Raw genomic sequence first — 24,805 nt, 5'->3', positions numbered from 1 at the left:
CATTATACCCGTTTTACCCCTGCTTTATTACCGGAACTTATGGCTTTCGGGCCATTTTGCCCCTGAACCCGGCAGTTTTTGCCAACTTGCAACAACGAGGCCAGGCATTCACCAGACAGCCGCATCAGGCGGCCGTCAGGCGATCACATAGCGGTTCTTGCCCTGCCGCTTGGCCAGGTACAGCGCCTCGTCGGCCAGCCGGTAGCTGTGGCCCAGCTCCTTGCCCCGGTCCAGCTCGGCCACGCCCACGCTGATCGAGACGAACTGCGCGGCCAGGAAAGCCTGGCTGACGGCCTCGACCAGGCCACCGGCAAAGGTTCCCGCGTCCTCGCGGCTGCCCGCGTAGACGATGCCGAACTCCTCGCCGCCCAGGCGTCCGCACAGATGGCCCTGCGCCTTGTCGGCGATGATGGCGGCCGTGCGCACCAGCACCGCGTCGCCCGCATCGTGGCCCTGCTGGTCGTTGATGATCTTGAAATCGTCGATATCGATCATCAGGAAATGCAGCATGCCGCCGTGGGCCGCGCCATGCATCTGCTGGGCGCGCTGCGTGAACATGCGGCGGTTGTTCAAGCCCGTCAGGCCGTCCTGGAAGGCCAGCCGCGTCAATTCCAGCTTGGAGTGATAGTTGCGCAAACGCAATAGACTGAAGCTGACATTCAGCGCCAGCCCGAACAGGATGCTGACGGCGATCATCAGCGGCGCCCACGACTGGTCGGGCAAGCCCGCATTGACGGGATACAGGCCGTGGCCCACATTCCACCATACGCCGGCCACCACGGCCAGGTAGCTGAGGCCGCCATTGAAGATGGAAGCGATGGCCAGGGTCATGAAGACACCCACGGGCAAGACCCAGAAGCTGGCGTGCTGGACGGCGTCGGCCATGGTGCGCAAGCCAAAAGTGAGGGTCAGCACGGCGCAGGCGCCCGTGATGGTCAGCACGGGCAAGGTGGTGCAGCGGTAGCGCACCACCAGGCTCGTCAACATGCCCAGCAGCGCCAGCACGGCGTGCGCCTGGTTCGGATGATACGGCTGCGGCATCAGCAGCCAGGTCAGGCTGTAGGCGATGATGCCCAGCAGCTGCGTGACCATGCCGACCCGGTGCAATTCCGCGAAATACGTGTGCTGCTGTTCGCTGTTGCCGCCGAATGCAAGGGGAACGGCGATGCGCCGCAGGGAAGAAAGGTCAGGAACACGCATACGGGTATCGACACCAGAAAAAAGAAAGCGCCCGGTACAGCCTTGCGCATGCCTGGCCGCGGGATTGCGCGGCATCCAACATTAGTTGTAATTAGGATACTATCATGCTAGTCAACTATTTGCTGGGATATGCGGCGCCGGCAGCCCCGCACCGGGCTGCGGAGCCATGAAATACAACGCCGCGCGCCAGCGGACGCGCCCGGCGCCCTGCTCCGCGCCCGATTGCATGCATTTTGCTGGCAGTGTCGCCCGGCTTTGCAGTATGCTGATAAAAAACAATACTGCCAGGCAGATACATATAAGAAGAGTTCCCGCAAATGACCGAACAGATGAACGAGAGCTGAACCATGCCAGAAACTAGCGACTTATCTGTCCTGATCGTCGACCCGAACCCCAGCATGCGGGGCAATCTGCACAATATGCTGAACCAGGCCGCCATCACCAAGGTGGAATATGCCGTCAATTCCGGCACGGCCATCCGCTTGCTGACGAAGAAACCGTTCGACATCATCCTGTGCGAATACGATCTTGGCAGCGGCACGGACGGCCAGGACGGCCAGCAATTGCTGGAAGACTTGCGCCATCACAAGCTGATCGGCCTGTGGACGATCTTCATCATGCTGACCTCCGAAGCCATCCACAGCAAGGTGATCAGCGCGGCCGAGCTGACCCCGTCCGACTACATATTAAAACCGTTCACCGTCGATGTGCTGAGCGGCCGCATCGCGCGCGCCATCGAACGGCGCGCCATTTTCCTGCCCACCTATCAGCTGATCGACAAGGGCGACTTGCGCGAAGCCGTGAAAAGCTGCCGCGCGGCCGAACTGCAGCACCCGCGCCTGGCGGCCGATTTCGCCCGCCTGCGCGCCGAGCTGCATATCACCCTGGGCGAATGGAAGGAAGCGGAGCAGATCTACGCCGACATGCTGGCCACGCGGCCCATGGCCTGGGCGCACCTGGGACTGGCGCGCACCCTGTTCGAACAGCAGCGCCACGAGGAGGCGCAGGACGCGCTGCTGGAACTGGTGGAAGCCTATCCCCGTTTCATGGCCGCCTACGACTTGCTGGCGCAAAATCATGAAGCCATGGGCCAGCAGCTGCAGGCCAAGAAAATCCTCGAGGACGCCGTGGCCATCTCGCCGCACATGGTGCGCCGCCTGCGCCACCTGGGCGGCATCGCCTTCGACACGGGCGACATCGGCGCGGCCGAACGGGCCTACAAGCAGGTGGTGACGAAAGCCAAGTATTCCGAATTCCGCGACCCGGAAGACCACGTCAACCTGGTGAAAACGCTGGTGAAAAAGGGCGATGCGCCGCAGGCGAGCGGCGTGCTGCGCGACATGGAGCGCTCCCTGCGGGGCGGCGCCAACGTGGAAGCGTGCCGCGCCATCTCGGCCGCCATGCTGCATGAACTGTCGGGCAACGACATCGCCGCCGCCAGCGAGCTGCAGCTGGCCGCCGCCGCCCTGGACACGGCGCGCGGCCTGTCGACGCAGCTCAAGGTAGGCCTCGTACAAAGCTGCCTGAAGAACAACCTGGAACAGGCGGCGTCCGACGTCATGATGAAACTCGTCAACGAAGCGGACAGCGACGTGACGATGGAAGCGGCCGTGGACGTGTTTGAAAAGGCGGGCCGGCATGATCTGGCGCAAGGCATGGGCCAGCAGATCACCAACCAGGTGCAGGAATTGATGCAGGACGCGGCCAGCAAGTCGGAAAGCGGAGAACTCAAGGGCGCCGTCTTCGTGCTGCGCCAGGCCCTGCGCAAAACGCCAGGCAACCTGCCCGTGCTGTTCGCCTCCGTCGACGCCATCTTGCGCCAGCTCAACATGCTGGGCTGGGAAGCCCCGCTGGCCGAACAGGCCCAGCACCAGATGCAGGTGATCCGCAAGATCGACCCCAGGCATCCGAAGCTGGAGTCGCTCAAGCAGCAGTATGCGGCCACGCAACACAAATATGGTATTGCGACCTGACTGGCGCCTGCTCACTGCCCTGCTCACTATCCTGCTTATCTTCCGGGGCCGGACCTCAAGGTCCGACCCCAGTCCATGCTTTCGGGTTGAGCGCGCCTGACAACACCTTTTCATTAATTGAAAAGCAATAATCTCATGCACTGGATTATGCCGAGCCTGGGCTGGCGCCCGTTCGCACAACGTGACAATGTGTGAATCTTTCCTCTTGGCAATTTGTTATTCTCTCTTGCTGCTCGCAACCACAAGCCGCCCGGGGAGACGCGACGCTATCGCATTGCGCCTACCTGCTCATGAAAATTAGCAATGTAATCAATCGAAGGCGCTGCATGTATATTGTCACTCCCCTATTCTTTGTCGCAGGCGCTGCCCTGCTCATTTCCGGCTTCAGGAAAAACAATCGAAAACTGCTTACCTTCGCCGCTTGTCTGTGGCTCGTCTGCGGCGCATGGGATGAATTTTCTGAAGGCTTTATCCATGGCGTGAACGACAACGCCCCAGCAGTGTCATCTTCGCATGCGCCTTAGCATGCGCCACTCTTTAGCCAGGCTGGGCATGTAGCTTGCTTGGTGTCCGTTTGGGGCCATGAGCGGAAGTAGTGAGAATGAGGACAGATGGTTATGCTTCCAGTTATACAGATCTTCACGGCCATCATCAGTGCAGCGTGCGCCGTTATGATCGCCTTGTATGCAACGTGGTTGTTGATGCATCGGCTGAGGCAACGAGAGTCCAAACGCCTCGCGTTTAGGGATTGGGTTCGTCATCTCTTCGAGGCTGTTATGGGCCTCTAAGATTTATAGTGCTTGCAGCGGGGTGAATTTCCTCAAGCGGAACCTGGCAACGGCGTCAACCGGCCAAGAGCAGTCGTTCGCGGCAGCGTGACAATGTGTGAGTTTTTCCGCTTGGCAATCCGCTATGCTCTGGTGCCTCGATCGTCCAGAAGCAGCCGTTCAGGAGCATTCATTCAGGTTGCTCGGACGCATCACTAGGTCGACTTCTCAACGTATTTAAACCATCCAACCTAGATACAACTAATGGAAAACAACGTATCAAACATGTTTTTCTCATTTCTTCCGCTAGTATTCATGTCGCTAATGATGGCAGTTTCTGCTTATCTTCTAGCAAAGGATAAAGGACGGAACGCAGTGCTTTGGACCGTTCTGTCGTTGATTCCAATCGTGAACTTCGCTTGCATCTGGTATTTCATTGGGGCGTCTAATTTAAAGCTAGAGCGTAAGCTCGATGCCTTGATGGACCAGCTCAATGGAACGACGATGAAATCGTAGGTGTGGAATCGGCCAAGAGCAGACTGATTTAGAGGTACCTCATGTTATTTAATGAGCCTACATGCCAAGCTATATAGTTATCTAAATTTACAGGAAATTCAGATGCCAGCAATGACTTACGTTATCAAATATACACAGGGATCGGGACCAAGCTCGGTCACATTGCGGGGTTACGCCTCTCAGGCGGCAGCATTAGCCTATTTTTGGGACCAGTCGCACATCAAGCAAAATCCGAAAACTGAAGTAGTAGAAGTACGTTCCTATCCCAGCTAAAACCGTCAACGTGACAAAAGCTGGCTAGCCCCGGTGACGGCCACAAGCAGTCAATGCGATAGTTGTAGAGGTATGAAAAATCACAATTCAATTCAAGAAGGAAGCCAATGTCAGCGAAGACGAAACTCAAGAGGGCTCTCAGTGCAATTGATGATGCTGCGACTGCATTAAGGAGAGCACGTAACGATGCAAACCCAGATGCTGAGTTCCAAATTCGCAAAGCGCTCAGCGAACTTGATGATGCCGAGCGTGATATTAACCGAGCAATCAGAGAAATCCCTGACTTTTGAGCGCATGCTGTTGAACGGGCGAAATCGGCCAAGAGCCGACGTTGAACCTTAAACTAGTAGGCAGTCGTCGGTGAGACGCAACTGATCCAAAATTATAAGTATGGAAGCGTAACCAATGAGTCCAATCATTAGTGATGTAGTGCTTGCTCTTGATAACATCGAAGCTCGATTCTTTGAAATCGAAGATGTGATTTTTTCCGAAAATAGCCTTGCGGATTTATCTAATTTCAGGCGTTTGGAACGTCGGTTTATGACCGAATTTTCCATCCAATATGAAAAGAATATGAACCGAAGCGACGCGCTCTACCAAGGTGTTGAATATGATTTTGAAGTTCCAAAAAAATTTATGTGGTATGCGAACCCTGATATTGCAATTCGGAAAACATGGCAATATTTAAATGATAAATACGGTTCAAATTTAGACATGCTTAATTACTTTGAGACGCAACCAGATTTCTTAGTGCATGCCTGCCAGACAAACATGGAATATCCGAATCAAAAGCTTATCATCGAATCAAAAACCAATCCAAATACTTCAATTGGCGAAGCGCTAAAAGATATCTTTCACATTTTCATATATGCAAACAAGTATAATTTTCAACACAACGTGTTGATGCTGGTGAATATAGATATCAATAAATGGAAAAAATGGATGAAAGAATATGTTGCGCAGGGACTCTATTTAGGGAAGCGAAATAGATATGATAATATCTATTTAATTTCCAAGGCAGATTTTGGTGCTCCTACAGAAGTTAGAAAAATAGCTGATATAATGCGGGGGGCATAATGATGTCTATTTATTAAAATTCCTATTCCCAGAAAGATTTCTCCCTTTAATATGGCCGTCCGCTTTGGGGCGCAATCCGCCGTACGTAACGGCCTTCGAGGACGATAAAGCCGACGCTGACGTCACTGCGCGAACGCCGTGAGCACGCGGCGGGCCTTGTATCTGGCCATGTGCGCATTCCAGGTCGCCTGACCGTGCGCAGCGTCCAGGGCACCGGCGCCGCGCCGGCTTGGCCGCGGGTGCGCCGGTCACCTTCGTACCCGGTGCACAGGGCAGGCATTTCCTGCCCGCGCAGCGGTTAGATCAAGGCTCTCCCCTGAGCGTGTAGACGGGCTTCTCGGACTCCCCTTTCTCTACCATTGCCAGCACGCGCTGCAGTTCCTTGCGTCCGTCGCCGTCCTTTTCGGACGCCACCAGCTTGCGCAGGATGTCGGCGTGCGCCGTCTGTAGCGCCTGTGCCGCGGGCACGGCGATGTCCGGTTTCACGCCCACGTGCTCCCAGTTGGTTTTGGTGACGAAATTGGTCGTGCGCGAGGTGGGAATCACGACAACGATGCCCTGCCCCACGCTGAACCTGCCCACGGGATTGGAGCCGCCGCCGGTGGTTTCGCCGACCACCGTGCCGCGCTTCTGTGCCTGGATGCCGTAGGAGAAGTCTTCCCCGCCGGAAAACGTGCGGGCCGAGGTCAGCACGTACACGGGCTTGTCGTAACGCTGGGCGACCGTCGCCACGGTAAATATCTGCCGTGTCGTATCGGTCGGGCGATTGTATATGTCGATCAGGTGACGCTCGTCGCCGAACGGGAAGAAATGGCTCATCAGGTAAGCCACGCTGGCCGGGCTGCCGCCGCCGTTGCGGCGCAGGTCGAGGATCAGCGCCTCCGTCCCCGCCATCAGCGACATCGCCGCCGAGTAGGCCGGGCCGACGAATTCCGTGCGCCCGAAGCCGCGCAGCTCGATGTAGCCGACGTTGCCGGGTAGGCGTTCGACCTTCTCGATGCCATAGCCCCACCGTTCGGTCTGCTCGCGCGCTTCGTCCATCCTGGCGCGCGTGGGCACGTCGGCGGCGTTGCTGCGCTCGCGGAACCCTGCGTCAAGCATGGCGCCGAAATGCAGGTCGCCGCTCAATGCGCGCAAGTCCTGCGCCAGCACCGCACTGAAGGCCTGCGCACTGGCGGCGGCCGCATAGCCTCCTTCGGCATTTTTCCTGGCGATCGCACTGCCGACCCGTTCGGCCACCACCGGCTCAATGTAATTCGCGTTCATTTTCTCCGCCAGCGACTGCACGATCGCAGCACGATCGGCAGCTTTCAAGGGAGTGTCCTGCGCCGCGAAGGCGGAAAACGACAGCACGGTACCCAACACGACGCCTGCAACAAACTTCTTTCTGCCTGACATACCTTCCTCCAAGTTGAACTGCGAATTGTTTGATCGTTATATGAAAAAAATGCGCGCAATGTGCTCCCTGGCAACGTCGTCGAAGCGGTGTTCAGCCAGGCGTGTCTGCATCATTCGGGGGTTTCGTCAGGTGCTGCCGCAAGCTGGCGTCGCGGATGCGCGTGCCGAAGGAGCGCGTCTCGAGTACGGCGATCGCCTGTTCCAGGCAGGCGGACAAGGGAAACGCCAGTTCCGCATCGAGGCTGTCGGCCGCGGATTTGGTTGCCTGCCAGCACACCCGCAGGCGCGGCAGCAGCGCTTCGCCAGCGGCGCTGAGACGCACCACGCGCTGCCGGCCGTCTTCGCCGCCGGCGGCCACAATCAGCAGACCCTTCCTCACCATCAAGGCCACGGTCTGGGTCGCGGCGGGCTGCGTGAGGCCGGCCACGGCCGCCAGCTCGCCGATGGTCGCGCTCTGCCGCTCGGCCAGCATGCGCATGACCGGCGTGTAGCGCGGCCGGTAATCGAGGCCCGCGTCCACGTAGGCCTGCTCGACCGCGCCGTCCAGCAGTTCAATGAGATGTCGTAATTGTGTGCCCAGTCCCGGTTTCATGCAGCCATGGTAGCATGATTTACATAAGTGCTTATATACATTCTTCATTAATTGATAACTGTTGAGGAGGGCCGCCACGCCCCCGTGCTTGCCCTTGCGCCGGCCTGCCGTATCCGCCGTTTTGAGTCAAACTTGAACTGACAGCCGCTACGCTGTCAAATGAGGTAAAGTCGTCACGGACCGTAGCCGCAGGAATGCGGCGCGATTGCCCATTCCCTCTATTCCACGCAATCCCACCCTGGCAAGGAGGCGCCATGCACAAACAGATCATCCTCAACCTGCCCGTAAAGGACCTGGACAAATCCAGGGCCTTCTTTTCCGCTCTCGGCTTTACCTTCGATGCCCGCTTCAGCGGAGAGAGCGCGGCGTTCATGAACATCGTCGGCGACACCATCCAGGCCATGCTGACGACCGAACCCTTCTTCCAGTCGCTGATCGGCAAGCCGGTCGCGAATGCCAAGGAAGCCAATGAAGTCGTCATCTGCCTCAGTTGCGACAGCCGGGAGGAGGTGGACAGCCTGATCGCCAGGGCCGCGGCCGCCGGCGGGCGCATACCGCATCCGCCCGAGGACCATGGTTTCATGTATGACCAGGGCTTCGAGGATATCGACGGGCACCTGTGGAACCTGGTCTGGACGGCGCCGGAAGCGGCTCGCTGAGCAGGGCTTACGTGCGCGCCACGCGCGCCACCACCAGTTCGATCAGTTCCGCGATCAGGGGCCGGAAGGTGGCCGCGCTGCCGCCCTGCCCCAGCATGACGGTGCGCGTGGTCAGGTGCGAGAAGACGGCGTCGAACAGGATCTGCGGCACATTGGAAAACGAGGTGCCGGGCGCGATGCGGCCCTGGGCGCGCTGCTGCTCCAGCAGGCGCAAGATCAATGCATGCCACACTTGCGGGCCATGCTCGTACCAGGTCTGGCCCACGGCCGGCACGGCGGCGGCGCCCGTGACGACGAGGCGGTAGAAATCCGCGTGGCGGGGGCTGGTGACGACGGCCACCAGTTCATCGAGAATCAGCTGCAAGCCCTGTTCCAGGCCAACTTGCGCCGTATCAAGCTGGCGCAGCGCGATGATGAAATCGGCGCACAGGTATTCGACCACCGCCACCAGCAGTTCCTGCTTGCTGCCGAAATAGCGGTAGGCGGTGGCTTTCGAGCCGCCCGCCTCGGCCACGATGGCGTCCATGCTGACGCCATCGTAGCCGGAGGCGAGGAAGAGGTCCGCCGCCGCCACCAGCAGCTTGCGCCGCCGCTCCTCGCTTCGGGTGCTGGGGTAAGCGGGAACGGTGCGCAACTGGGGCATGAAGCAAACTCTTACTGTGTCTTGGGAAGCGCGTATGCTATCACGTAATCTCCCCGGTCCGGGCTCTGGCGGGCGCCGCCCGCGACCACCACCACGTACTGGCGGCCAGAGGCTGGCGAGACATACGTCATCGGCGTGCCTTGCGAGCCGACGGGCAGGCGCGCCTTCCACACCTCATGCCCCGTGGCGATATCCATGGCGCGCAAATAGTAATCCTGCGTGCCCGCATAGAACACCAGGCCGGACGCCGTGCTGACGCCGCCGCCCAGGGTGGGCATGCCCAGCGGGATGGGCAGGCTGGCGCGCGCGCCGTGGATGACGGCATCGCGCACCGTGCCGGCTGGGCGCTCCCATACCTTGCTGCGGGTTTTCAGGTCGATGGCGGCAAACACGCCCCAGGGCGGGCTTTGGCACGGTATGCCCAGCGGCGAATTGAAGGCCTTGTGGTCGATGACGAAAGGCGTGCCATCCATGGGATAGGTGCTGCCCACGCCATGGCCCGACGTCAGCTTGGCCACGTCCACCGTCTCGCGCGGCACCAGCCTGACCACCTGCGGCATGCGGATATCGTTGACGAACATATAGCCATTGCTTTCATCGACGGCCGCGCCGCCCCAGTTGAAGCCGCCATAGTAGCCAGGGTAGATCAGGGTTTCGCGGGTGCTGGGCGCCGTGAACTCGCCCTGGTAATTGAGCTTGCGGAAGCTGATGCGGCAAGCCAGCTGGTCGAAGAAGGTGGCGCCCCACATGTCGCGCTCCGTCAGGGTTTCCGCGCCGAGGGCCGGCATGCCCGTCGAATATGGCTGCGTTTTCGCCACCCAGTCGCCGGCCGCATGCTCCTGCGGCACGGCTTTTTCGATGACTTCGGCAATCGGCTTGCCCGTGCGGCGGTCCAGCATGAAGATCTGGCCCCGCTTGGTCAGCTGCACCAGCGCGGGAATTTTTCCACCCTTGCCGTCCGGGACGTCGTACAGGGCCGGCTGCGCGGCCACGTCGTAATCCCAGATGTCGTGGTGGACGGTTTGATACGTCCAGCGCTCGCGGCCCGTGGCCATGTCGAGGGCGACGATGGCCGAAGAATACTTCTCCGTCAGCGGCGGACGCTTGCCGCCCCAGAAGTCGGGCTGCTCGTTCCCCGTCGGCAGGTAGACCAGGCCCAGTGCATCATCGAACGCGGGCGTCGACCACATGTTCGGCGTGCTGCGCGTGTAGGTCTGCCCTTCGGGCGGCAACTTGGTGATGGCCGGATTACCGAGGTCCCAGGCCCACACCAGTTCACCCGTGTCGGCGCTGTAGGCGCGCACGACGCCCGATGGTTCATCGGTGGAGCGGCCGTCGAAGACCCAGCCGCCAAGGATGATCAGGTTGCGCGCCACCGTGGGCGCGGACGTGTAGGCGTAGTACGGCACGTTCATCTTCACCTTGCCCAGGCCGACGGTCAGGTCGACGGAGCCCTTGTCGCCGAAGCCTTCGCACTGCTTGCCCGTCAGCGCGTCGATCTGAATCAGGCGCGCATCCATGGTCACCTGCACGATGCGTTTCGCGCAGGCGCCCGCTTGCGGCGCGCTGACCGCCTGCATGCCGTCGAAATGAAATGGTTTTGCCACCTTGGCCGGCTCGTAATAGGCCACGCCGCGGCAGCGGTTCCACGTCTTCGTGTTGGCCGGCTTCGGGTCGAAAGTCCAGCGCTCCTTGCCCGTGTCCGCGTCAAGCGCGATCACCTTGCTCGTCGGCGTGCACGTGTAGATGGTGTCGCCGATCTGCAGCGGCGTGTTTTGCGATTCGGACGCGCCTTCGGCCAGTTCGCCCGTGCGGTAGCTCCACGCCACTTCCAGCTGGTCGACGTTCTGCTTGCCGATCTGCGTGTACGGCGCGAAGCGCGTGCCTTGCGGCCCATAACCATAATGCGCCCAATTGGCGCTGCCGTCATTGATGGCGGTCATGGCATCCTGCTGTGGCTGCGCAGTCGCCTCCGTCACGCCATGCGGCTTGAACATGGCGGCGAAACCGGCTGCCAGCACGACGGCAAACAGGGCGGCGAAACCGCGCGACTGCCCGCCATGCGCACGCCCGGCCAGCCACGGATGCAGCAAGGCGCCCACCAGGCCGATAACGAGGAACGGCGCCAGGCGCGGCACCATGGGCCAGAAGGCGAAGCCGATTTCCCACACGGCCCAGATCAGTGTCGCGACGACCAGCGCGCCGATGACGGCACTGGCCAGCGGTTTGCGGCGCAGATACAGCACGCCGGCCAATAGCAAACCGAGACCGGCCGGCAGGTAGTACCAGGAACCGCCAAGGGTGATGAGTTCGATGCCGCCCGCCGCCAGGGCCAGGCCGGAAAATCCAAGAAAGATGCCGAAAACCGTCAGGGCAAGCCGCTTGCCCCTGAAGACCGCCGGGATCGCCGGCGCGCCTTTATTTACTGAAGTGTCCATTTTTTATCCATGACGCCTCCCCTGCCCAGGCAAACACGCCGGGGATGGCTGATTTTTTAAATCTACGTAGTGAAACTGTACCGTACGGTTTCATTTTATGCCGATTTTTGACGCAAGGAAAGAAAAATTGACGCGGGAGCTTGATTTTTGGCGGGGATGGGATAGTGCTGCGACGCCGGCATACCGGATTTGACGTTTAAAAAAATGCCGTTGGAACGCCCGAAAAACGCCCAGGGCTAGGCGCCCCGCCGAAGACAGTACGAATAGTACGGCGAGGCGGAGCAACAACGCCCTGGGCGTTTTCTCGGGCGTTACAGAGAGGCCATGTCGATCACGAAGCGGTAGCGCACATCGCTCTTGACCACGCGCTCGAACGCCTCATTGATATCCTGGATGCGGATGATTTCGATGTCGGAGACGATATTGTGCTTGCCGCAGAAGTCCAGCATTTCCTGGGTTTCCTTGATCGAACCGATCATGGAGCCGGACAGGCTGCGGCGCGCGCCCACCAGGCCGAAGGCGTTCACGGGCGGCACGGCGCCGTCCGGGATGCCGACGATGACCATGTTGCCATCGACTTTCAGCAGGTTGATGTACTGGTTCCAGTCGATGGCCGCGCCCACGGTGCAGATGATCAGATCGAAGGTGCCGGCCAGCTTGCTGAACGTTTCCGCGTCGTTGGTGGCGTAGTAATGGTCGGCGCCCAGGCGCAGGCCGTCTTCGCGCTTCGACAGGGTCTGGCTCAGCACCGTCACTTCGGCGCCCATGGCGTGGGCGATCTTCACGCCCATGTGGCCCAGGCCGCCCATGCCCAGGATGGCGACCTGCTTGCCAGGACCGGCCTTCCAGTGGTTCAGCGGCGAGTACAGGGTGATGCCGGCGCACAGCAGCGGCGCGGCCGCGTCCAGCGGCAGGTTGTCGGGAATCGACAGCACATAGCCTTCCTTGACGACGATGCTGTCCGAGTAGCCGCCCTGCGTGGCCGTCTTGCCGTCCGCTTCCAGGCCGTTGTAGGTCTGGATCAGGCCCGGCATGTACTGTTCCAGGTCCACGTTGCGCGTCTTGCAGGTGGTGCAGGAATCGACGAAGCAGCCCACGCCCACGTGGTCGCCCACCTTGAACTTGCTCACATTGGCGCCGACGGCCGTAACGATGCCGGCGATTTCATGGCCGGGCACCATGGGGAAGGCAGCGCCGCCCCATTCGTCGCGCGCCTGGTGGATGTCGGAATGGCACACGCCGCAGTATTTGATCGAGATGGCCACGTCGTCTTCGCGCGGGGCGCGGCGCTCGAACGTGAACGGTTGCAGTGCGGAAGTCGGGCCCAGTGCGGCGTAGCCTTTGGCGATGGTGGTCATGAAAACTCCTGTATCTGTAATGTGTAACGAGGGGGGACGCGTGCCATGCATGCGATTGCCCAAGTGTGCCCCAGATGCCGCGCCGCCGTTACCGCGATCCTGCAAGACCTTTGCACGATCCTCCAAATCTGCGTAAGATCAAGCCCTGCCCTTCCTCGCCTCACGCATACTGACCTCCATGTCCACACCAATTCCCCCGCAAGATGAAATCGCCGCCCTGATCAGCCGCCACGCGCCGCGCACGGGCGACTTCACGACGGCCATCGGCAACCTCACTTTCCACCGCCAGTCCTCCGTCACCGAATCGCTGTTCCATGCGGCGCGCCCCAGCGTGGCCATCATCGCGCAAGGGGCGAAGGACGTCACCTTGGGCACAGAAACCTTCCATTACAGCCGCATGCAGTACCTGCTGACGTCCGTCGACCTGCCGGTGCAGGTGCGCGTGGTGCAAGCGAGCGAGGACCAGCCGCACCTGTGCGTGGTGCTGGGCATCGACATCGCCGACGTGGCGGCACTGCTCGACAGCGAAAGCGCCAGCGGCGCAGCCGGCGCGGCGCAGCAGAAAATCCTGCCCGCCACGCGCGGCATTTCCGTCAGCGACGTCTCGCCGGAGTTGCTCGACGCCATGCTGCGCCTCGTGCGCCTGCTCGACAAGCCGGGGGACATCGCCACGCTGGCGCCCCTGATCCGCCGCGAGCTGACGTATCGCCTGCTCAATGGTCCCGTCGGCGCGCGTTTGCGCCACATGGCGCTGGCCAGCAGCCAGTCGCACCAGGTGGCGCAAGCCATCGACTGGATCAAGCACCATTACGCGCAGCCGCTGCGCATCGAGCATCTGGCCGGCATGGCGAACATGAGCATGTCGTCGCTGCACCACCACTTCAAGGCGATTACGGCCATGACGCCGATGCAGTACCAGAAGCTGCTGCGCCTGCAGGAAGCGCGGCGTTTGATGCTGGTCGAGCAGATCGACGCGGGCACGGCCGGCTACCGGGTCGGCTACGCCAGCGAATCGCAGTTCAGCCGCGAGTACAGCCGCCAGTTCGGCCGCGCGCCGATGCGCGACGTGGGCCAGGTGCGCGCGCAGCTGAGCGGCACCACCGCCTACGGGACGCCATCGGCCGCCTGACTCCCGCCAGTTCAGGAGATGGGGATTTCCATCGCCAGCAGGGCCGCGCCCAGGCATTTGCCGTGCGCGTCCAGCGCCAGCGAGCGCGTCACGCCGCCGCCCAGCGCCTGCTGCATGACAAAGTTCAGCGCGCCCAGCTGCGGCAAGTCGTAACGCGCGACGCTGCCCTGGACGATGCCCGCAAAATGCTGGCGCACGCGCTCGGGCGTCACCTGCCGGCGCAGCAGCTCGTAGTCCTTCCGTTCATACGCGATCAGCGACAGGTTCGAGATATCGCCCTTGTCGCCCGCGCGCGCGTGCGCCAGTTCGCGCAGCGCGATGGTCTTGATGGTGCCCATGTCAGTTCTCCCCGAAGTGAATGGCGCCAGGCGCCAGTGCCGCGTCGACCAGCGTGGCCCGCACGGCCACGACCTCGCGCGCCGATTTGGTGGCGCCGCCGCCGCCCGAGGGGCCGCAGGTGTACAGGGTCTCGACTTCATTGCCGATGCGCGCCGCTTCCTTCAGGCTGGCCGCGCGGCCGGCCACGCGCAAGCGCACCTCATACGGCTCGCCATGGGCGGCGGACAGCGCGGCGCCATGGATGGCATTGACGCCGATCAAGTCGAAACGCAGCTCCTCGGCCTGCACGCCGCACAGCTGCAGGCGTTCGGCCACGATGGCTTGCGCCAGTTGCGCCCGCGCCAGCGCTCCCGGCCCCGCATACGATATCTGCCCTTCGCCGATATAGCTGTCCAGATAGCCCAGCGTCACTTTCAGCAGCCCGCTTTTGGGGTGGCCCGTGGCGCCCGTGATGGCCACCCTGTCGGGGCCGGCCTGTTCCATCCTCACCCGGGAGAAATCGGCCACCACGTCCGGCGTCAGGTAGGCGGCCGGATCGTGGATTTCATACAGCAGCTGTTCGGTGCAGGTGGCCACCGTGACGCAGCCGCCCGAACCATCGACCTTGGTGATGACGACGCTGCCGTCTTCGCTCACTTCGCCGATGGGAAAGCCCAGACGCGCCAGGTTGGCCACGTCCTTGTAGCCGGGATCGGCAAAATAGCCGCCGCTGATCTGGCCCGCGCATTCGAGCAGGTGGCCGACCAGGGTGCCCTGCCCCAGGCGGTGCCAGTCATCCATGGCCCAGCCAAACGCGTGGATCAGCGGTGCCAGCACCAGCGCCGGATCGGCTACCCTGCCCGTGACGATGACGTGGGCGCCCTGCGCCAGCGCGTCCACCAGCGGCTGCGCGCCCAGGTAGGCATTCGCCGACAGCAGCCGGTCTCCCAGCTGCGCCACGGGCGCGCCCGTGTCGTCCAGGTAGTCGCCGCCCGTGACCAGTTGCAGCACGTCGTCGCCCGTGACGGCCGCCACTTTGATGTGCGGCAAGCCCAGTTCGTCCGCAATGGCGCGGATCGCGGCGGCGGCCGCCAGCGGATTGGCCGCGCCCATGTTGGTGAGGATGCGCACGCCGTTCTCGCTGCACGGACGCAGCACGGCGCGCATGCGCTCGGCCAGCAGCGGGTCGTAGCCCTGCCGCGGGTCTCGCATTTTTGCCTGCTGCGCCAGCGCGATGGTGCGCTCGGCCAGGCATTCGAAGATCAGGAAATCGAGTTCGCCGCGCTCGGCCAGTTCCACGGCCGGTTCGATGCGGTCGCCCGAATAACCGGCGCCGGCGCCGATACGGATGGTTTTCATGTTGTGCTCCTGTGAAAAGTGCCTGCGCCTACAGGGGGAAGATGCCCAGCACGATGCAGCTGATGGTCATCACGATCGATGCGGCAAACAGGTATTGGAACGTGTATTTCTGGTGGTCGGCCAGGTCGATGCCGGCCAGGCCCGCGACGAGGAAGGTGGCCGGCGTCAGCGGGCTGACGGGAAAGCCCGTCGTCATCTGCCCCAGCAGGGCCGCCTGCGCCACCTGGACCGGTTCCACGCCCAGCATCTTGCTCACTTCCGCCACCACGGGCAGCACGCCGAAGTAGAACGAGTCGGGATCGAACAGCATCGACAGGGGCATGGACAGCACGCCCAGCACGGCCGGGATATGCGAGGCCATCTCGGGCGGCACGAAGCCGACGGCCGTCTTGGCCATGGCCGACAGCATGCCGGACTTGTTCATGATGCCCGTGAAAACGCCGGCGGCGAACAGAATGCTGGCCATCAGCAGCGCCGCCTTGGCATGCGCATCGATGCGGGCGCGCTGCATGTCGGCGTTCGGATAGTTGATCATCAATGCCAGCACCACGCCGATCATGAACATCACGACCGGGTCGACCTTCCCGCTGATCATCACGCCCAGCACGATCACCGTCAGCACGATATTGATCCAGAAGTTCTTCGGCCGGCGGATGGCCTGTTCGGCCGGCGTCAGCTCGTGCATCTGCACGAAGCCGGCCGGCGCGCCGGCGGTCAGACCGAGGCGGATTTCTTCCTTGCGGCCCAGGTAATAGGCCACGCCGAAGACGAAGGCCAGGCCGATCAGCTGCACGGGAATCAGGGGCATGAAGATCTCGCTGACGGAGATATGCAGCGCCGCCGAGGCGCGTATCATCGGCCCCGTCCACGGCAGGAAATTGACGCCGGCCGCCAGCGACGCCACGCAGGCGAGAATGCGGCGGTCGATGCCCAGGCGCGTGTACAGCGGCAGCATGGCGGGGATGGTGACGAGGAAGGTCACGGCGCCCGAACCGTCGAGGTGAATCAGCAGGGCCAGCAAGGCCGTCCCCGGCACGATGCGGGTCGGGCGGCTGCCCACCACGCGCAGGATGCCGCTGATGACGGGGTCCAGCATGCCGGCGTCGGTGACGATGCCGAAGAACAGGATGGCGAACACAAACATGCCGGCGACCGGCGCGATGTTGGTGATGCCGGCAACGATGAATTTCGAGGTGTCCATGCCGAAGCCGCCGATCAGGGCCGCGACGATGGGAATGGTGATGAGCGCCACGAGGGGCGACATTTTCTTGGTCAGGATGGCCGCCAATAAAATGGCGATCGTGCACAGTCCGAGCAGGGCCAGCATGGTGTTTGTCTCCGTAAGTTGTGTGTCCCTCGTCTGTGCGGGGTTTGGAAGCATTCTGCTGCCAGCGCTTTATATTGTAAAATCGATTTTTCAGGATGATTATCCTGTTTTATGGATCAAACGTTTGATGGGTCAAACTATGCTGCCGAATATCTCCAGCAAGCTGCTGCAGGCGTTTGTCGCGCTGGCCGACTGCCGCCACTTCACGCGCGCGGCCGAGCGCTGCCATTTATCGCAATCGGCCTTCAGCGCCGTGATCCAGAAGCTGGAAACAGCCCTGAACGCCAAACTGGTCGAGCGCGATACCCGCAACGTGATGCTGACGGTGGAAGGCGAGATGTTTGTCGGCGTGGCGCGCACGCTGCTGGCGGACATGGAAGCGGCCTTCGGCAACCTGGGCGACTATGTGGCGCGGCGCAAGGGGCGCGTGGCCATCGCCGCCCTGCCCTCGCTGGCGGCGCATGGCTTGCCGGCCGTGATCGCCGAATACCGCGCCAGCTATCCGGGCGTGCAGGTGCAGCTGCACGACGCGCTGTCCGACCAGTGCCTGAATCTATTGCGCCAAGGCAAGGTCGACCTGGCCATCACGGCGCCCAGCGCCAGGCTGGCCGAATTCGACACGCGCACCCTGTGCAGCGACCCGTTCTACCTCGTGTGCCGGCGCGACCATGCGCTGGCGGACAAGGACCGCCTGCAGCTGGCGGACCTGGCCGGCTGCGAACTGATCCACCTGGCCAAGTCGACCAGCGTGCGCCAGCACGTGGAGCTGCTCACGCAAGGCATCGCCGTGCGCGACAGCGGCCTGGAAGTGGAGCACCTGGCCACCGTGGCCGGCCTGATCGAACATGGCCTGGGCGTGGCGCTGGTGCCGGCGCTGACCCTGTTCCAGTTCCGCAAACTGAACCTGGTGGCCGTGCCGCTGGCGCACGGCCAGCCTGAGCGCCCCATCCTGCTGGCCACGCAGCGCAGCCTGTCCATCGCCGCGCAAGGCATGCTGGAACTGATCGAGCTGCGCCTGGGCGGCGGCGCCCTGAACTGACCTTCCCCGTCAGGGCGCGCCGTAGCCGCCCCCGCCCGGCGTCTCGATGACGAACACGTCGCCCGCCTGCATGGCGGTCTTGCCGATATGCGCCAGCTGCTCCACCGTGCCGTCCGCGCGCTCGACGTAGTTGCGTCCCAGCGCGCCCGGTGCGCCGCCGTCCATGCCGAACGGCGGAATAATCCGGTTGTTCGACAGGATGGCCGCCGTCATGGGTTCCAGAAAGCGCACCCGGCGCACGCCGCCATTGCCGCCGTGCCAGCGCCCCGCGCCGCCGGAACCGGGACGGATGCTGTAGCTGTCGAGCCGCACGGGGAAGCGCCATTCGAGGATTTCCGGGTCCGTCAGGCGCGAATTGGTCATGTTCGTCTGCACCACGTCCGTGCCGCCGAAGCCGGGACCGGCGCCCGAGCCGCCCGAAATCGTCTCGTAGTACTGGTATTTGGCGCTGCCGAACGTGAAATTGTTCATCGTGCCTTGCGACGCGGCCATGGCCCCCAGCGCGCCGTACAGGGCGTTGGTGATGCAGGTCGAGGTTTCCACGTTGCCCGAGACGACGGAGGCCGGATACTGCGGGTTGAGCATGGAGCCGGGCGGGATGATCACGGTCAAAGGCTTCAGGCAGCCCGCATTCAGCGGTATCTCGTCGTCGACCAGGGTGCGGAACACGTACAGCACGGCCGCCATGCAGACAGCGGACGGCGCATTGAAATTGTTCGGCAGCTGGGCGGACGTGCCCGTGAAGTCGATGACGGCGCTGCGCCGCGCCGCGTCCACCGTGATCGCCACCTCGATCTGCGCGCCGTTGTCCAGGTTCAGCGCGTAGCTGCCATCCTTCAGGGTGGTGATGACCCGGCGCACGGCTTCCTCGGCATTGTCCTGCACGTGGCCCATGTAGGCTTGGACGACAGGCAAGCCGAAATGCGCGACCATGTTATGCAGTTCGTCGGCCCCCTTCTGGTTGGCCGCCACCTGGGCGCGCAGGTCCGCCAGGTTTTGCCGGGGATTGCGGGCGGGCCAGCTGGCGCCCGCCAGCAGGGCCAGGGTGTCGTCTTCGCGCAGCAAACCGGTGGCACCGTCGACCAGCTTGAAATTGTCGATCAGGACGCCCTCTTCCTCGATGCGCGTGGAATCGGGCGGCATGGAGCCGGGCGTGGTGCCGCCGATATCGGCATGGTGGCCGCGCGAACCCACGTAGAACAGGATGGACGCGCCGTTTTCATCGAACACGGGGGAGATCACCGTCACGTCGGGCAGATGCGTGCCGCCGTGATACGGGTCGTTCAGCATGTACACGTCGCCGGGCCGCATGGCGCCCGCATTGCGCGTCATGACGGTGCGGATGCTCTCGCCCATGGAACCGAGGTGCACGGGCATGTGCGGCGCGTTGGCGATCAGCTGGCCTTGCGCGTCGAAGATGGCGCAGCTGAAGTCCAGCCGCTCCTTGATGTTGACGGAATGGGCCGTATTCTGCAGGCGCAGGCCCATCTGCTCGGCGATCGACATGAACAGGTTATTGAAAATTTCCAGCATCACGGGGTCGGCATTCGTCCCGATGGCGACACGCTCCGGCACGGCGACGACCCTGCGCAAGATCAAATGGCCGTGCGCCGTCACTTCCGCACGCCAGCCCGGCTCGATCACGGTGGTGGCGTTGGCATCGCTGACGATGGCCGGGCCGTCGAGAATATCGCCGGGACGCAGCCTGTCCGCCCCATACAGGCCGCTGTCGCGCCAGGCGCCGGCGCAGTACATGGCCACCGTCGCCAAAGGCGCCAGCTCCCCAGTGCGGGCCGCATACGCGGGCGCGGCCGGCTGCGGCGCGTTGGACGCGCCGATGGCTTCCACGGAAATGGCTTCGACGATCAGGGCGCGCGCCGGCATCAAAAAGGAAAAGCGTTTTTTGTAGGCCGCTTCGAATTGCGCCTGCATGCCGGCGACCGTATCGAACAGCACGACGAGGGGCGAATCCGTGCCTTCGTAGCGCAGGTGCACGCGATGCACGAGCGCGATGCGCTCCCCTTCCACGTTCTGGCGCAGCAAGTCGTCGCGCGCCTGCGCGCCCAATGTCTCGAAATGGCGCGCCAGGTCGCTGCCCAGCCTGGCCTCGATGGCCTGTTCCCGCATGGCGCTCTGGTCGGCCAGGCCCATGCCGTAGGCCGACATCACGCCCGCCAGGCTGTGGATGAACACCGTGCGCATGCCCAGCGCATCGGCCACCAGGCAGGCATGCTGGCCGCCCGCGCCGCCAAAGCTGGTCAGCGCATATTCGGTGACGTCGTGGCCGCGCTGCACGGAAATCTGCTTGATGGCGTTGGCCATATTGCCCACGGCGATGGCGATATAACCTTCTGCCACCTGCTCCGGCGTCGAGTTCACCGTGCGCGCCAGCGCTTCGAACTGGGCGCGCACCGTGGCCGCATCCAGCACTTCATCGGCGTCGGGGCCGAAGACGCGGGGGAAGAAGGCGGGCTGCAGCTTGCCCAGCATGACGTTACAGTCGGTGACGGCCAGCGGGCCGCCGCGCCGGTAGCTGGCGGGGCCGGGGTTGGCGCCCGCGCTGTCCGGCCCCACCTTGTAGCGGGCGCCGTCGAAATGCAGGATGGAGCCGCCGCCCGCCGCCACCGTGTGGATGCTCATCATCGGAGCGCGCATGCGCACGCCGGCGATCTGCGTCTCGAACACGCGCTCGAATTCGCCCGCGTAATGCGACACGTCGGTGGACGTGCCGCCCATGTCGAAGCCGATGACCTTGTCGAAGCCGGCCAGCGCGCTGGCGCGCACCATGCCGACGATGCCGCCGGCGGGACCGGACAGGATGCTGTCCTTGCCCTGGAAGGCGCGCGCATCCGTCAAGCCGCCGTTCGACTGCATGAATTGCAGGTGCACGCCGGGCAGCTCCATCGCCAGCTGGTCGACATAGCGGCGCAGGATCGGCGACAGGTAGGCGTCGACCACGGTAGTGTCGCCGCGCGCCACCAGTTTCATCATGGGGCTGACTTCGTGCGACACGGAGACCTGCGTAAAACCCGCCGCGCGCGCCAGCTGCGCCAGCCGCGCCTCGTGCGCGTGGTAGCGGTAGCCGTGCATCAGCACGATGGCGATGGCGCGCACGCCGCGCGCATGCGCGTGTTCCAGCGCGGCCCGGGCAGCCACTTCGTCGAGCGGCGCGACCACCTCGCCATGGGCACCCACTCTTTCATTGATCTCGATCACGTCGCCGTACAGCAGTTCCGGCAAGATGATCTGGCGCGCGAACAGCTGCGGGCGGTTCTGGTAGGCGATGCGCAGCGCGTCGCGAAAACCGCGCGTGATGGCCAGCACGGTGGGCTCGCCCTTGCGTTCGAGCAGCGCATTGGTCGCCACCGTCGTGCCCATCTTGATGGCGCCCACCTGCTCGACGGGCAGCGGCGCGCCGGGCGCAAGACCCATCAACTGGCGCATGCCGGCCAGCGCCGCGTCGCGGTACTGGCCCGGATTCTCCGACAGCAGCTTGTGCGTGGCCAGGCTGCCGTCAGGACGGCGCGCCACGATGTCCGTAAAGGTGCCGCCCCGGTCGATCCAGAATTGCCAGTCCATCGTCCTGCCCCCCAGTCTTAAGCGAGATGGCTATTGTAGCCGCCAAACAGGGACGCGTTTCAGGCGTGCGCGCCTTGCCTTTCGCCCGCTTCGGCCTTATGTTGAAGACATGCTGACTAACGGAACACGCTCCATGACCCTGATCGACTCTGCAACACCGCTGTACGCCATCGCCGAACTGCGCGCCATCGAACAAGCCGCCATGCGCGACCTGCCGCAAGGGCTGCTGATGCAGCGCGCGGGCCAGGCCGCCGCCAGCGCCGCCCTGAAGCTGCTGCACGCGCAGGAAGATGGCGACGAGGCGGGCCACCGGCGCGTGCTGGTGCTGGCCGGCCCCGGCGACAACGGCGGCGATGCGCTGGAAGCGGCCGCGCACCTGGCCGGCAGCGGCCTCGAAGTACTCGTCTGGCTGGCGCCCGAAGCAGCGGCCACGTCGCCCGAACGCGAACAGGCCCTGAGCCGCGCCCGCAACAGCGCCGCGCGCTGCATGGATGCGGCGACCAGCATGGCCTCGGCCGCCGTGGGCGCCGCGCCATGGCACCTCGTCATCGATGGCCTGTTCGGCATCGGCGCCTCGCGCCCCCTGGACGGCGAATGCCGCGACATGGCGCAGCTGGTCAACAAGCTCGATTGCCCCGTGCTGGCGCTCGACGTGCCCAGCGGCCTGCACGCGGACACGGGCGCCATCGACGGCGTCGCCATCCGCGCCACGCACACGCTCACCTTCATCGGCGACAAGCCGGGCCTGCACACGGCGAACGGCCGCGACTACGCGGGCGAAGTGGAAGTGGCGGCGCTGGCCATCGACCCTGCCCTGCTGCCGCCCGCCAGAGCCCAGCTGGGCGGCCTGCACCTGTTCGCACGCCAGCTGCAGCCGCGCCGGCAGAATACGCACAAGGGCAGCTACGGCAGCGTGGCCATCATCGGCGGCACGCAAGGCATGGCGGGCGCGCCCATCCTGGCGGCGCGCACGGCCCTGCATGCGGGCGCGGGACGAGTGTATGTCGCCTTTCCCGACGCACCGCCCGCCTTCGACAGCGGCCAGCCGGAACTGATGTGCCGCCGCGCGCAGGACGTGGATTTCTCGGGCCTGCACTTTGCCGCGCTGGTGGCGGGGCCTGGGCTGGGCGACGACGTCGATACGGTGGAGCTGCTGCAGCGCACGTTCGAGAGCGACAGCCCCCTGCTGCTGGACGCCGATGCGCTGAACCTGATGGCGGCCGAGCCGGAGCTGCAATCGGCGCTGGCCGTGCGCACGGGCGCGGGGGCGACGATATTGACGCCGCATCCGCTGGAAGCGGCCCGCCTGCTCGACATGACGGTGGCCGAGGTGCAGGCCGACCGCCTGGGCGCGGCGCGCCAGCTGGCCACGCAGCTGGGCGTGATCGTCGTATTGAAGGGTTCCGGCACGGTCATCGCGGCGCCCGATGGCCAGGTGGTCATCAACAACACGGGCGGCCCCGCCCTGGCCACTGCCGGCACGGGCGACGTGCTGTCCGGCCTGTGCGGCAGCCTGCTGGCGCAGGGCTGGCCGGAATGGGAAGCGGCACTCGGCGCCGTCTGGCTGCATGGGGCCGCAGCCGACGCCCTGGTGGCGGCAGGCAACGGCCCCATCGGCCTGACGGCGGGGGAATTGATCCCGGCCATCCGAAAATTGATCAATGCCTTGTCGGCATGATCACTGCGCTAGATCAAACGGCCTGCTGAAATCGTAATCGTCCGGCCGCAACGGGCCGCGATCGAGCTGTCGTGCGTGACCAGCACCAGGGTCGAACCCCGTTCACGGTTCAGCTCGAACATCAGCTGGATCACGGCTTCGCCCGTGGCGGCGTCCAGGCTGCCCGTCGGCTCGTCGGCGAACAGCAGCGGCGGTTCCGTGACGAACGCGCGCGCCAGCGCCACGCGCTGCTGCTCGCCGCCGGACAGGTATTTCGGATAGTGCTTCAGGCGGCTGCCCAGGTTCACCCGGCCCAGCATGGCTTGCGCCTTTTCCTTCGCATCGGGGTCGCCCCGCAATTCCAGCGGCAACATGACGTTTTCCAGCGCCGTCAGGTGGGCCAGCAGCTGGAACGACTGGAACACGAAACCGAGCTTTTCCTTGCGGAAACCGGCGCGGCCGTCTTCGTCGAGGGCGAAGATATCGGTGCCATCGAGCACCACCTTGCCGTCGCTGGGCGTGTCCAGACCCGCCAGCAAGCCCAGCAAGGTGGACTTGCCGGAACCGGAGGCGCCGACGATGGCCAGCGTCTCCGCCGTTTGCACGGTAAAATCGACTTGATGCAGGATGGTCAGCTCACCATCGGCATCGGGTACGCGCTTGGCCAGCTGGACCACTTCGATGGCCGGCCGGGCATTTTGGCTGTTTTGACTGTTGAGTGCGGCAGGCCGCCGGGCCGCCGCGTCTGATGGAAGAAAACTGGTGGAAGTCGCTTTAGGGAATTCGGGCATGCTGATCTATCTTAAAAAATTTCGTGAACAAATAAGTGTCAAGGGCAACAACCGCCTGCGGCGGCGCACCCTGTCCCTGCTTCCTGCGGCAGCCCTGCTGCTGGTATCGAGCATGACGAACGCCTATTCTGCACCAAAAACGCTGCTGGTGCTCGGCGATAGTCTCTCGGCCGAGTATGGGCTGGCACGCGGCACGGGCTGGGTGGCACTGCTGGAACAGCGGCTGCAAGCGCAACAGAACGACACGCGCATCGTCAACGCCAGCATCAGCGGCGAGACCACCAGCGGCGGCCGCGCGCGCCTGCCCGCCCTGCTGGCCAAGCACCAGCCCGACGTCGTGCTGATCGAACTGGGCGCCAACGACGGTTTGCGCGGCTTGCCCGTGGCGGCCGCCGAAGCGAATCTGCGCGCCATGGGCGACGCCGTGAAAAAGACGGGGGCGCAGGTGGTGCTGGTGGGCATGCGCATGCCGCCCAACTATGGCCGCGCCTACGGCGAGCAGTTTTATGGCGTGTACGGCAAGCTGGCCAAGGAATGGAAGGCGCCGCTGGTGCCCTTCATGTTCGAAGGCATCGCCGATCAGCCGCAGCTGTTCCAGGCCGACCGCATGCACCCGAATGCCAAGGCGCATCCGACTATTTTGAAAAATATCTGGCCGCAACTGGCGCCGTTGCTGAAAGCCAAGTAAACCTGCGCCAAGGCCGCACATTCT

Annotated in this window: 20 protein-coding genes; 9 read left to right on the top strand and 11 right to left on the bottom strand. The window is 63.5% G+C overall.

Going from position 1 to position 24,805, the window contains the following annotated elements:
• Positions 1 to 135: 135 nt before the first annotated feature.
• The gene (locus tag AC1RJW_RS17055) at positions 136 to 1,200 is read right to left on the bottom strand and encodes a GGDEF domain-containing protein (RefSeq protein WP_493045981.1); all 1,065 of its coding nucleotides are present in this window, start codon (positions 1,198 to 1,200) and stop codon (positions 136 to 138) included.
• Between the two features lie 347 nt (positions 1,201 to 1,547).
• Here AC1RJW_RS17055 and AC1RJW_RS17050 point away from each other — a divergent pair, with 347 nt between their 5' ends.
• The 4 genes from AC1RJW_RS17050 to AC1RJW_RS17035 all read left to right on the top strand — a co-directional run bounded on the left by AC1RJW_RS17050 (position 1,548) and on the right by AC1RJW_RS17035 (position 5,806).
• Positions 1,548 to 3,173: a response regulator gene (locus AC1RJW_RS17050; protein WP_493045980.1), complete on the top strand. Its 1,626-nt coding sequence runs from the start codon at positions 1,548 to 1,550 to the stop codon at positions 3,171 to 3,173.
• Positions 3,174 to 3,499: 326 nt separating this feature from the next.
• Positions 3,500 to 3,697, top strand: coding sequence for a hypothetical protein (locus AC1RJW_RS17045; protein ID WP_493045979.1), 198 nt, complete (start codon positions 3,500 to 3,502; stop codon positions 3,695 to 3,697).
• Positions 3,698 to 4,836: 1,139 nt separating this feature from the next.
• Positions 4,837 to 5,019: a hypothetical protein gene (locus AC1RJW_RS17040; protein WP_493045978.1), complete on the top strand. Its 183-nt coding sequence runs from the start codon at positions 4,837 to 4,839 to the stop codon at positions 5,017 to 5,019.
• A 115-nt stretch (positions 5,020 to 5,134) separates the two neighbouring features.
• A complete protein-coding gene (locus AC1RJW_RS17035) occupies positions 5,135 to 5,806 on the top strand; it encodes a hypothetical protein (RefSeq protein WP_493045977.1) in 672 nt (223 codons plus the stop codon).
• A 303-nt stretch (positions 5,807 to 6,109) separates the two neighbouring features.
• On the opposite strand, the gene AC1RJW_RS17030 is transcribed toward AC1RJW_RS17035, so the two are convergent.
• Together AC1RJW_RS17030 and AC1RJW_RS17025 are read right to left on the bottom strand one after the other, a co-directional pair.
• Complete coding sequence (locus AC1RJW_RS17030) at positions 6,110 to 7,204, bottom strand: S41 family peptidase (protein ID WP_493045976.1); 1,095 nt, start codon at positions 7,202 to 7,204, stop codon at positions 6,110 to 6,112.
• A 91-nt stretch (positions 7,205 to 7,295) separates the two neighbouring features.
• Positions 7,296 to 7,796: a MarR family winged helix-turn-helix transcriptional regulator gene (locus AC1RJW_RS17025; protein WP_493045975.1), complete on the bottom strand. Its 501-nt coding sequence runs from the start codon at positions 7,794 to 7,796 to the stop codon at positions 7,296 to 7,298.
• Positions 7,797 to 8,050: 254 nt separating this feature from the next.
• On the opposite strand from AC1RJW_RS17025, the gene AC1RJW_RS17020 reads away from it, so the two are divergent.
• Positions 8,051 to 8,455: a VOC family protein gene (locus AC1RJW_RS17020; protein ID WP_493045974.1), complete on the top strand. Its 405-nt coding sequence runs from the start codon at positions 8,051 to 8,053 to the stop codon at positions 8,453 to 8,455.
• A gap of 7 nt (positions 8,456 to 8,462) precedes the next feature.
• On the opposite strand, the gene AC1RJW_RS17015 is transcribed toward AC1RJW_RS17020, so the two are convergent.
• From AC1RJW_RS17015 to AC1RJW_RS17005, 3 genes are all read right to left on the bottom strand, one after another.
• Positions 8,463 to 9,098: a TetR/AcrR family transcriptional regulator gene (locus AC1RJW_RS17015; protein ID WP_493045973.1), complete on the bottom strand. Its 636-nt coding sequence runs from the start codon at positions 9,096 to 9,098 to the stop codon at positions 8,463 to 8,465.
• Positions 9,099 to 9,109: 11 nt separating this feature from the next.
• Entirely contained in the window at positions 9,110 to 11,536 is a 2,427-nt protein-coding gene (locus tag AC1RJW_RS17010) for a membrane-bound PQQ-dependent dehydrogenase, glucose/quinate/shikimate family (RefSeq protein WP_493045972.1), read from the bottom strand.
• Positions 11,537 to 11,847: 311 nt separating this feature from the next.
• Complete coding sequence (locus AC1RJW_RS17005) at positions 11,848 to 12,894, bottom strand: NAD(P)-dependent alcohol dehydrogenase (protein WP_492494956.1); 1,047 nt, start codon at positions 12,892 to 12,894, stop codon at positions 11,848 to 11,850.
• A gap of 178 nt (positions 12,895 to 13,072) precedes the next feature.
• Between AC1RJW_RS17005 and AC1RJW_RS17000 the strand changes: the two genes are divergently transcribed.
• On the top strand, positions 13,073 to 14,023 hold the full coding sequence (locus AC1RJW_RS17000; RefSeq protein ID WP_493045971.1) for an AraC family transcriptional regulator: 951 nt from the start codon (positions 13,073 to 13,075) through the stop codon (positions 14,021 to 14,023).
• Between the two features lie 11 nt (positions 14,024 to 14,034).
• Here AC1RJW_RS17000 and AC1RJW_RS16995 read toward each other — a convergent pair whose 3' ends face one another.
• The 3 genes from AC1RJW_RS16995 to AC1RJW_RS16985 are packed head-to-tail and all read right to left on the bottom strand — an operon-like array spanning position 14,035 to position 17,027.
• Positions 14,035 to 14,361, bottom strand: a complete 327-nt coding sequence (locus tag AC1RJW_RS16995; protein WP_493045970.1) for an AtuA-related protein — start codon at positions 14,359 to 14,361, stop codon at positions 14,035 to 14,037.
• A 1-nt stretch (position 14,362) separates the two neighbouring features.
• Positions 14,363 to 15,700: an acyclic terpene utilization AtuA family protein gene (locus tag AC1RJW_RS16990; protein WP_493045969.1), complete on the bottom strand. Its 1,338-nt coding sequence runs from the start codon at positions 15,698 to 15,700 to the stop codon at positions 14,363 to 14,365.
• A gap of 28 nt (positions 15,701 to 15,728) precedes the next feature.
• A complete protein-coding gene (locus tag AC1RJW_RS16985; RefSeq protein WP_493045968.1) occupies positions 15,729 to 17,027 on the bottom strand; it encodes a CitMHS family transporter in 1,299 nt (432 codons plus the stop codon).
• 139 nt (positions 17,028 to 17,166) lie between these two features.
• Here AC1RJW_RS16985 and AC1RJW_RS16980 point away from each other — a divergent pair, with 139 nt between their 5' ends.
• Complete coding sequence (locus AC1RJW_RS16980) at positions 17,167 to 18,066, top strand: LysR family transcriptional regulator (RefSeq protein ID WP_493046060.1); 900 nt, start codon at positions 17,167 to 17,169, stop codon at positions 18,064 to 18,066.
• 9 nt (positions 18,067 to 18,075) lie between these two features.
• Here the strand turns inward: AC1RJW_RS16980 and AC1RJW_RS16975 are convergent, their stop codons facing one another.
• On the bottom strand, positions 18,076 to 21,645 hold the full coding sequence (locus tag AC1RJW_RS16975) for a hydantoinase B/oxoprolinase family protein (protein ID WP_493045967.1): 3,570 nt from the start codon (positions 21,643 to 21,645) through the stop codon (positions 18,076 to 18,078).
• Positions 21,646 to 21,778: 133 nt separating this feature from the next.
• Here AC1RJW_RS16975 and AC1RJW_RS16970 point away from each other — a divergent pair, with 133 nt between their 5' ends.
• Positions 21,779 to 23,323, top strand: a complete 1,545-nt coding sequence (locus tag AC1RJW_RS16970) for an NAD(P)H-hydrate dehydratase (protein ID WP_493045966.1) — start codon at positions 21,779 to 21,781, stop codon at positions 23,321 to 23,323.
• A gap of 8 nt (positions 23,324 to 23,331) precedes the next feature.
• Here AC1RJW_RS16970 and AC1RJW_RS16965 read toward each other — a convergent pair whose 3' ends face one another.
• Positions 23,332 to 24,093 carry an ABC transporter ATP-binding protein gene (locus AC1RJW_RS16965; protein WP_493045965.1) on the bottom strand — a complete coding sequence of 254 codons (762 nt, stop codon included), beginning with the start codon at positions 24,091 to 24,093 and terminating at the stop codon, positions 23,332 to 23,334.
• On the opposite strand from AC1RJW_RS16965, the gene AC1RJW_RS16960 reads away from it, so the two are divergent.
• Positions 24,092 to 24,781 carry an arylesterase gene (locus AC1RJW_RS16960; RefSeq protein ID WP_493045964.1) on the top strand — a complete coding sequence of 230 codons (690 nt, stop codon included), beginning with the start codon at positions 24,092 to 24,094 and terminating at the stop codon, positions 24,779 to 24,781. The genes AC1RJW_RS16965 and AC1RJW_RS16960 overlap by 2 nt on opposite strands.
• The last annotated feature ends 24 nt before the right edge of the window (positions 24,782 to 24,805 follow it).

It is taken from the genome of Janthinobacterium sp. GW822-FHT07A03, from assembly GCF_058798815.1.
The sequence above is the reverse complement of the archived record's forward strand: the minus strand, read 5'-3'. Positions and strand labels throughout refer to the sequence as shown.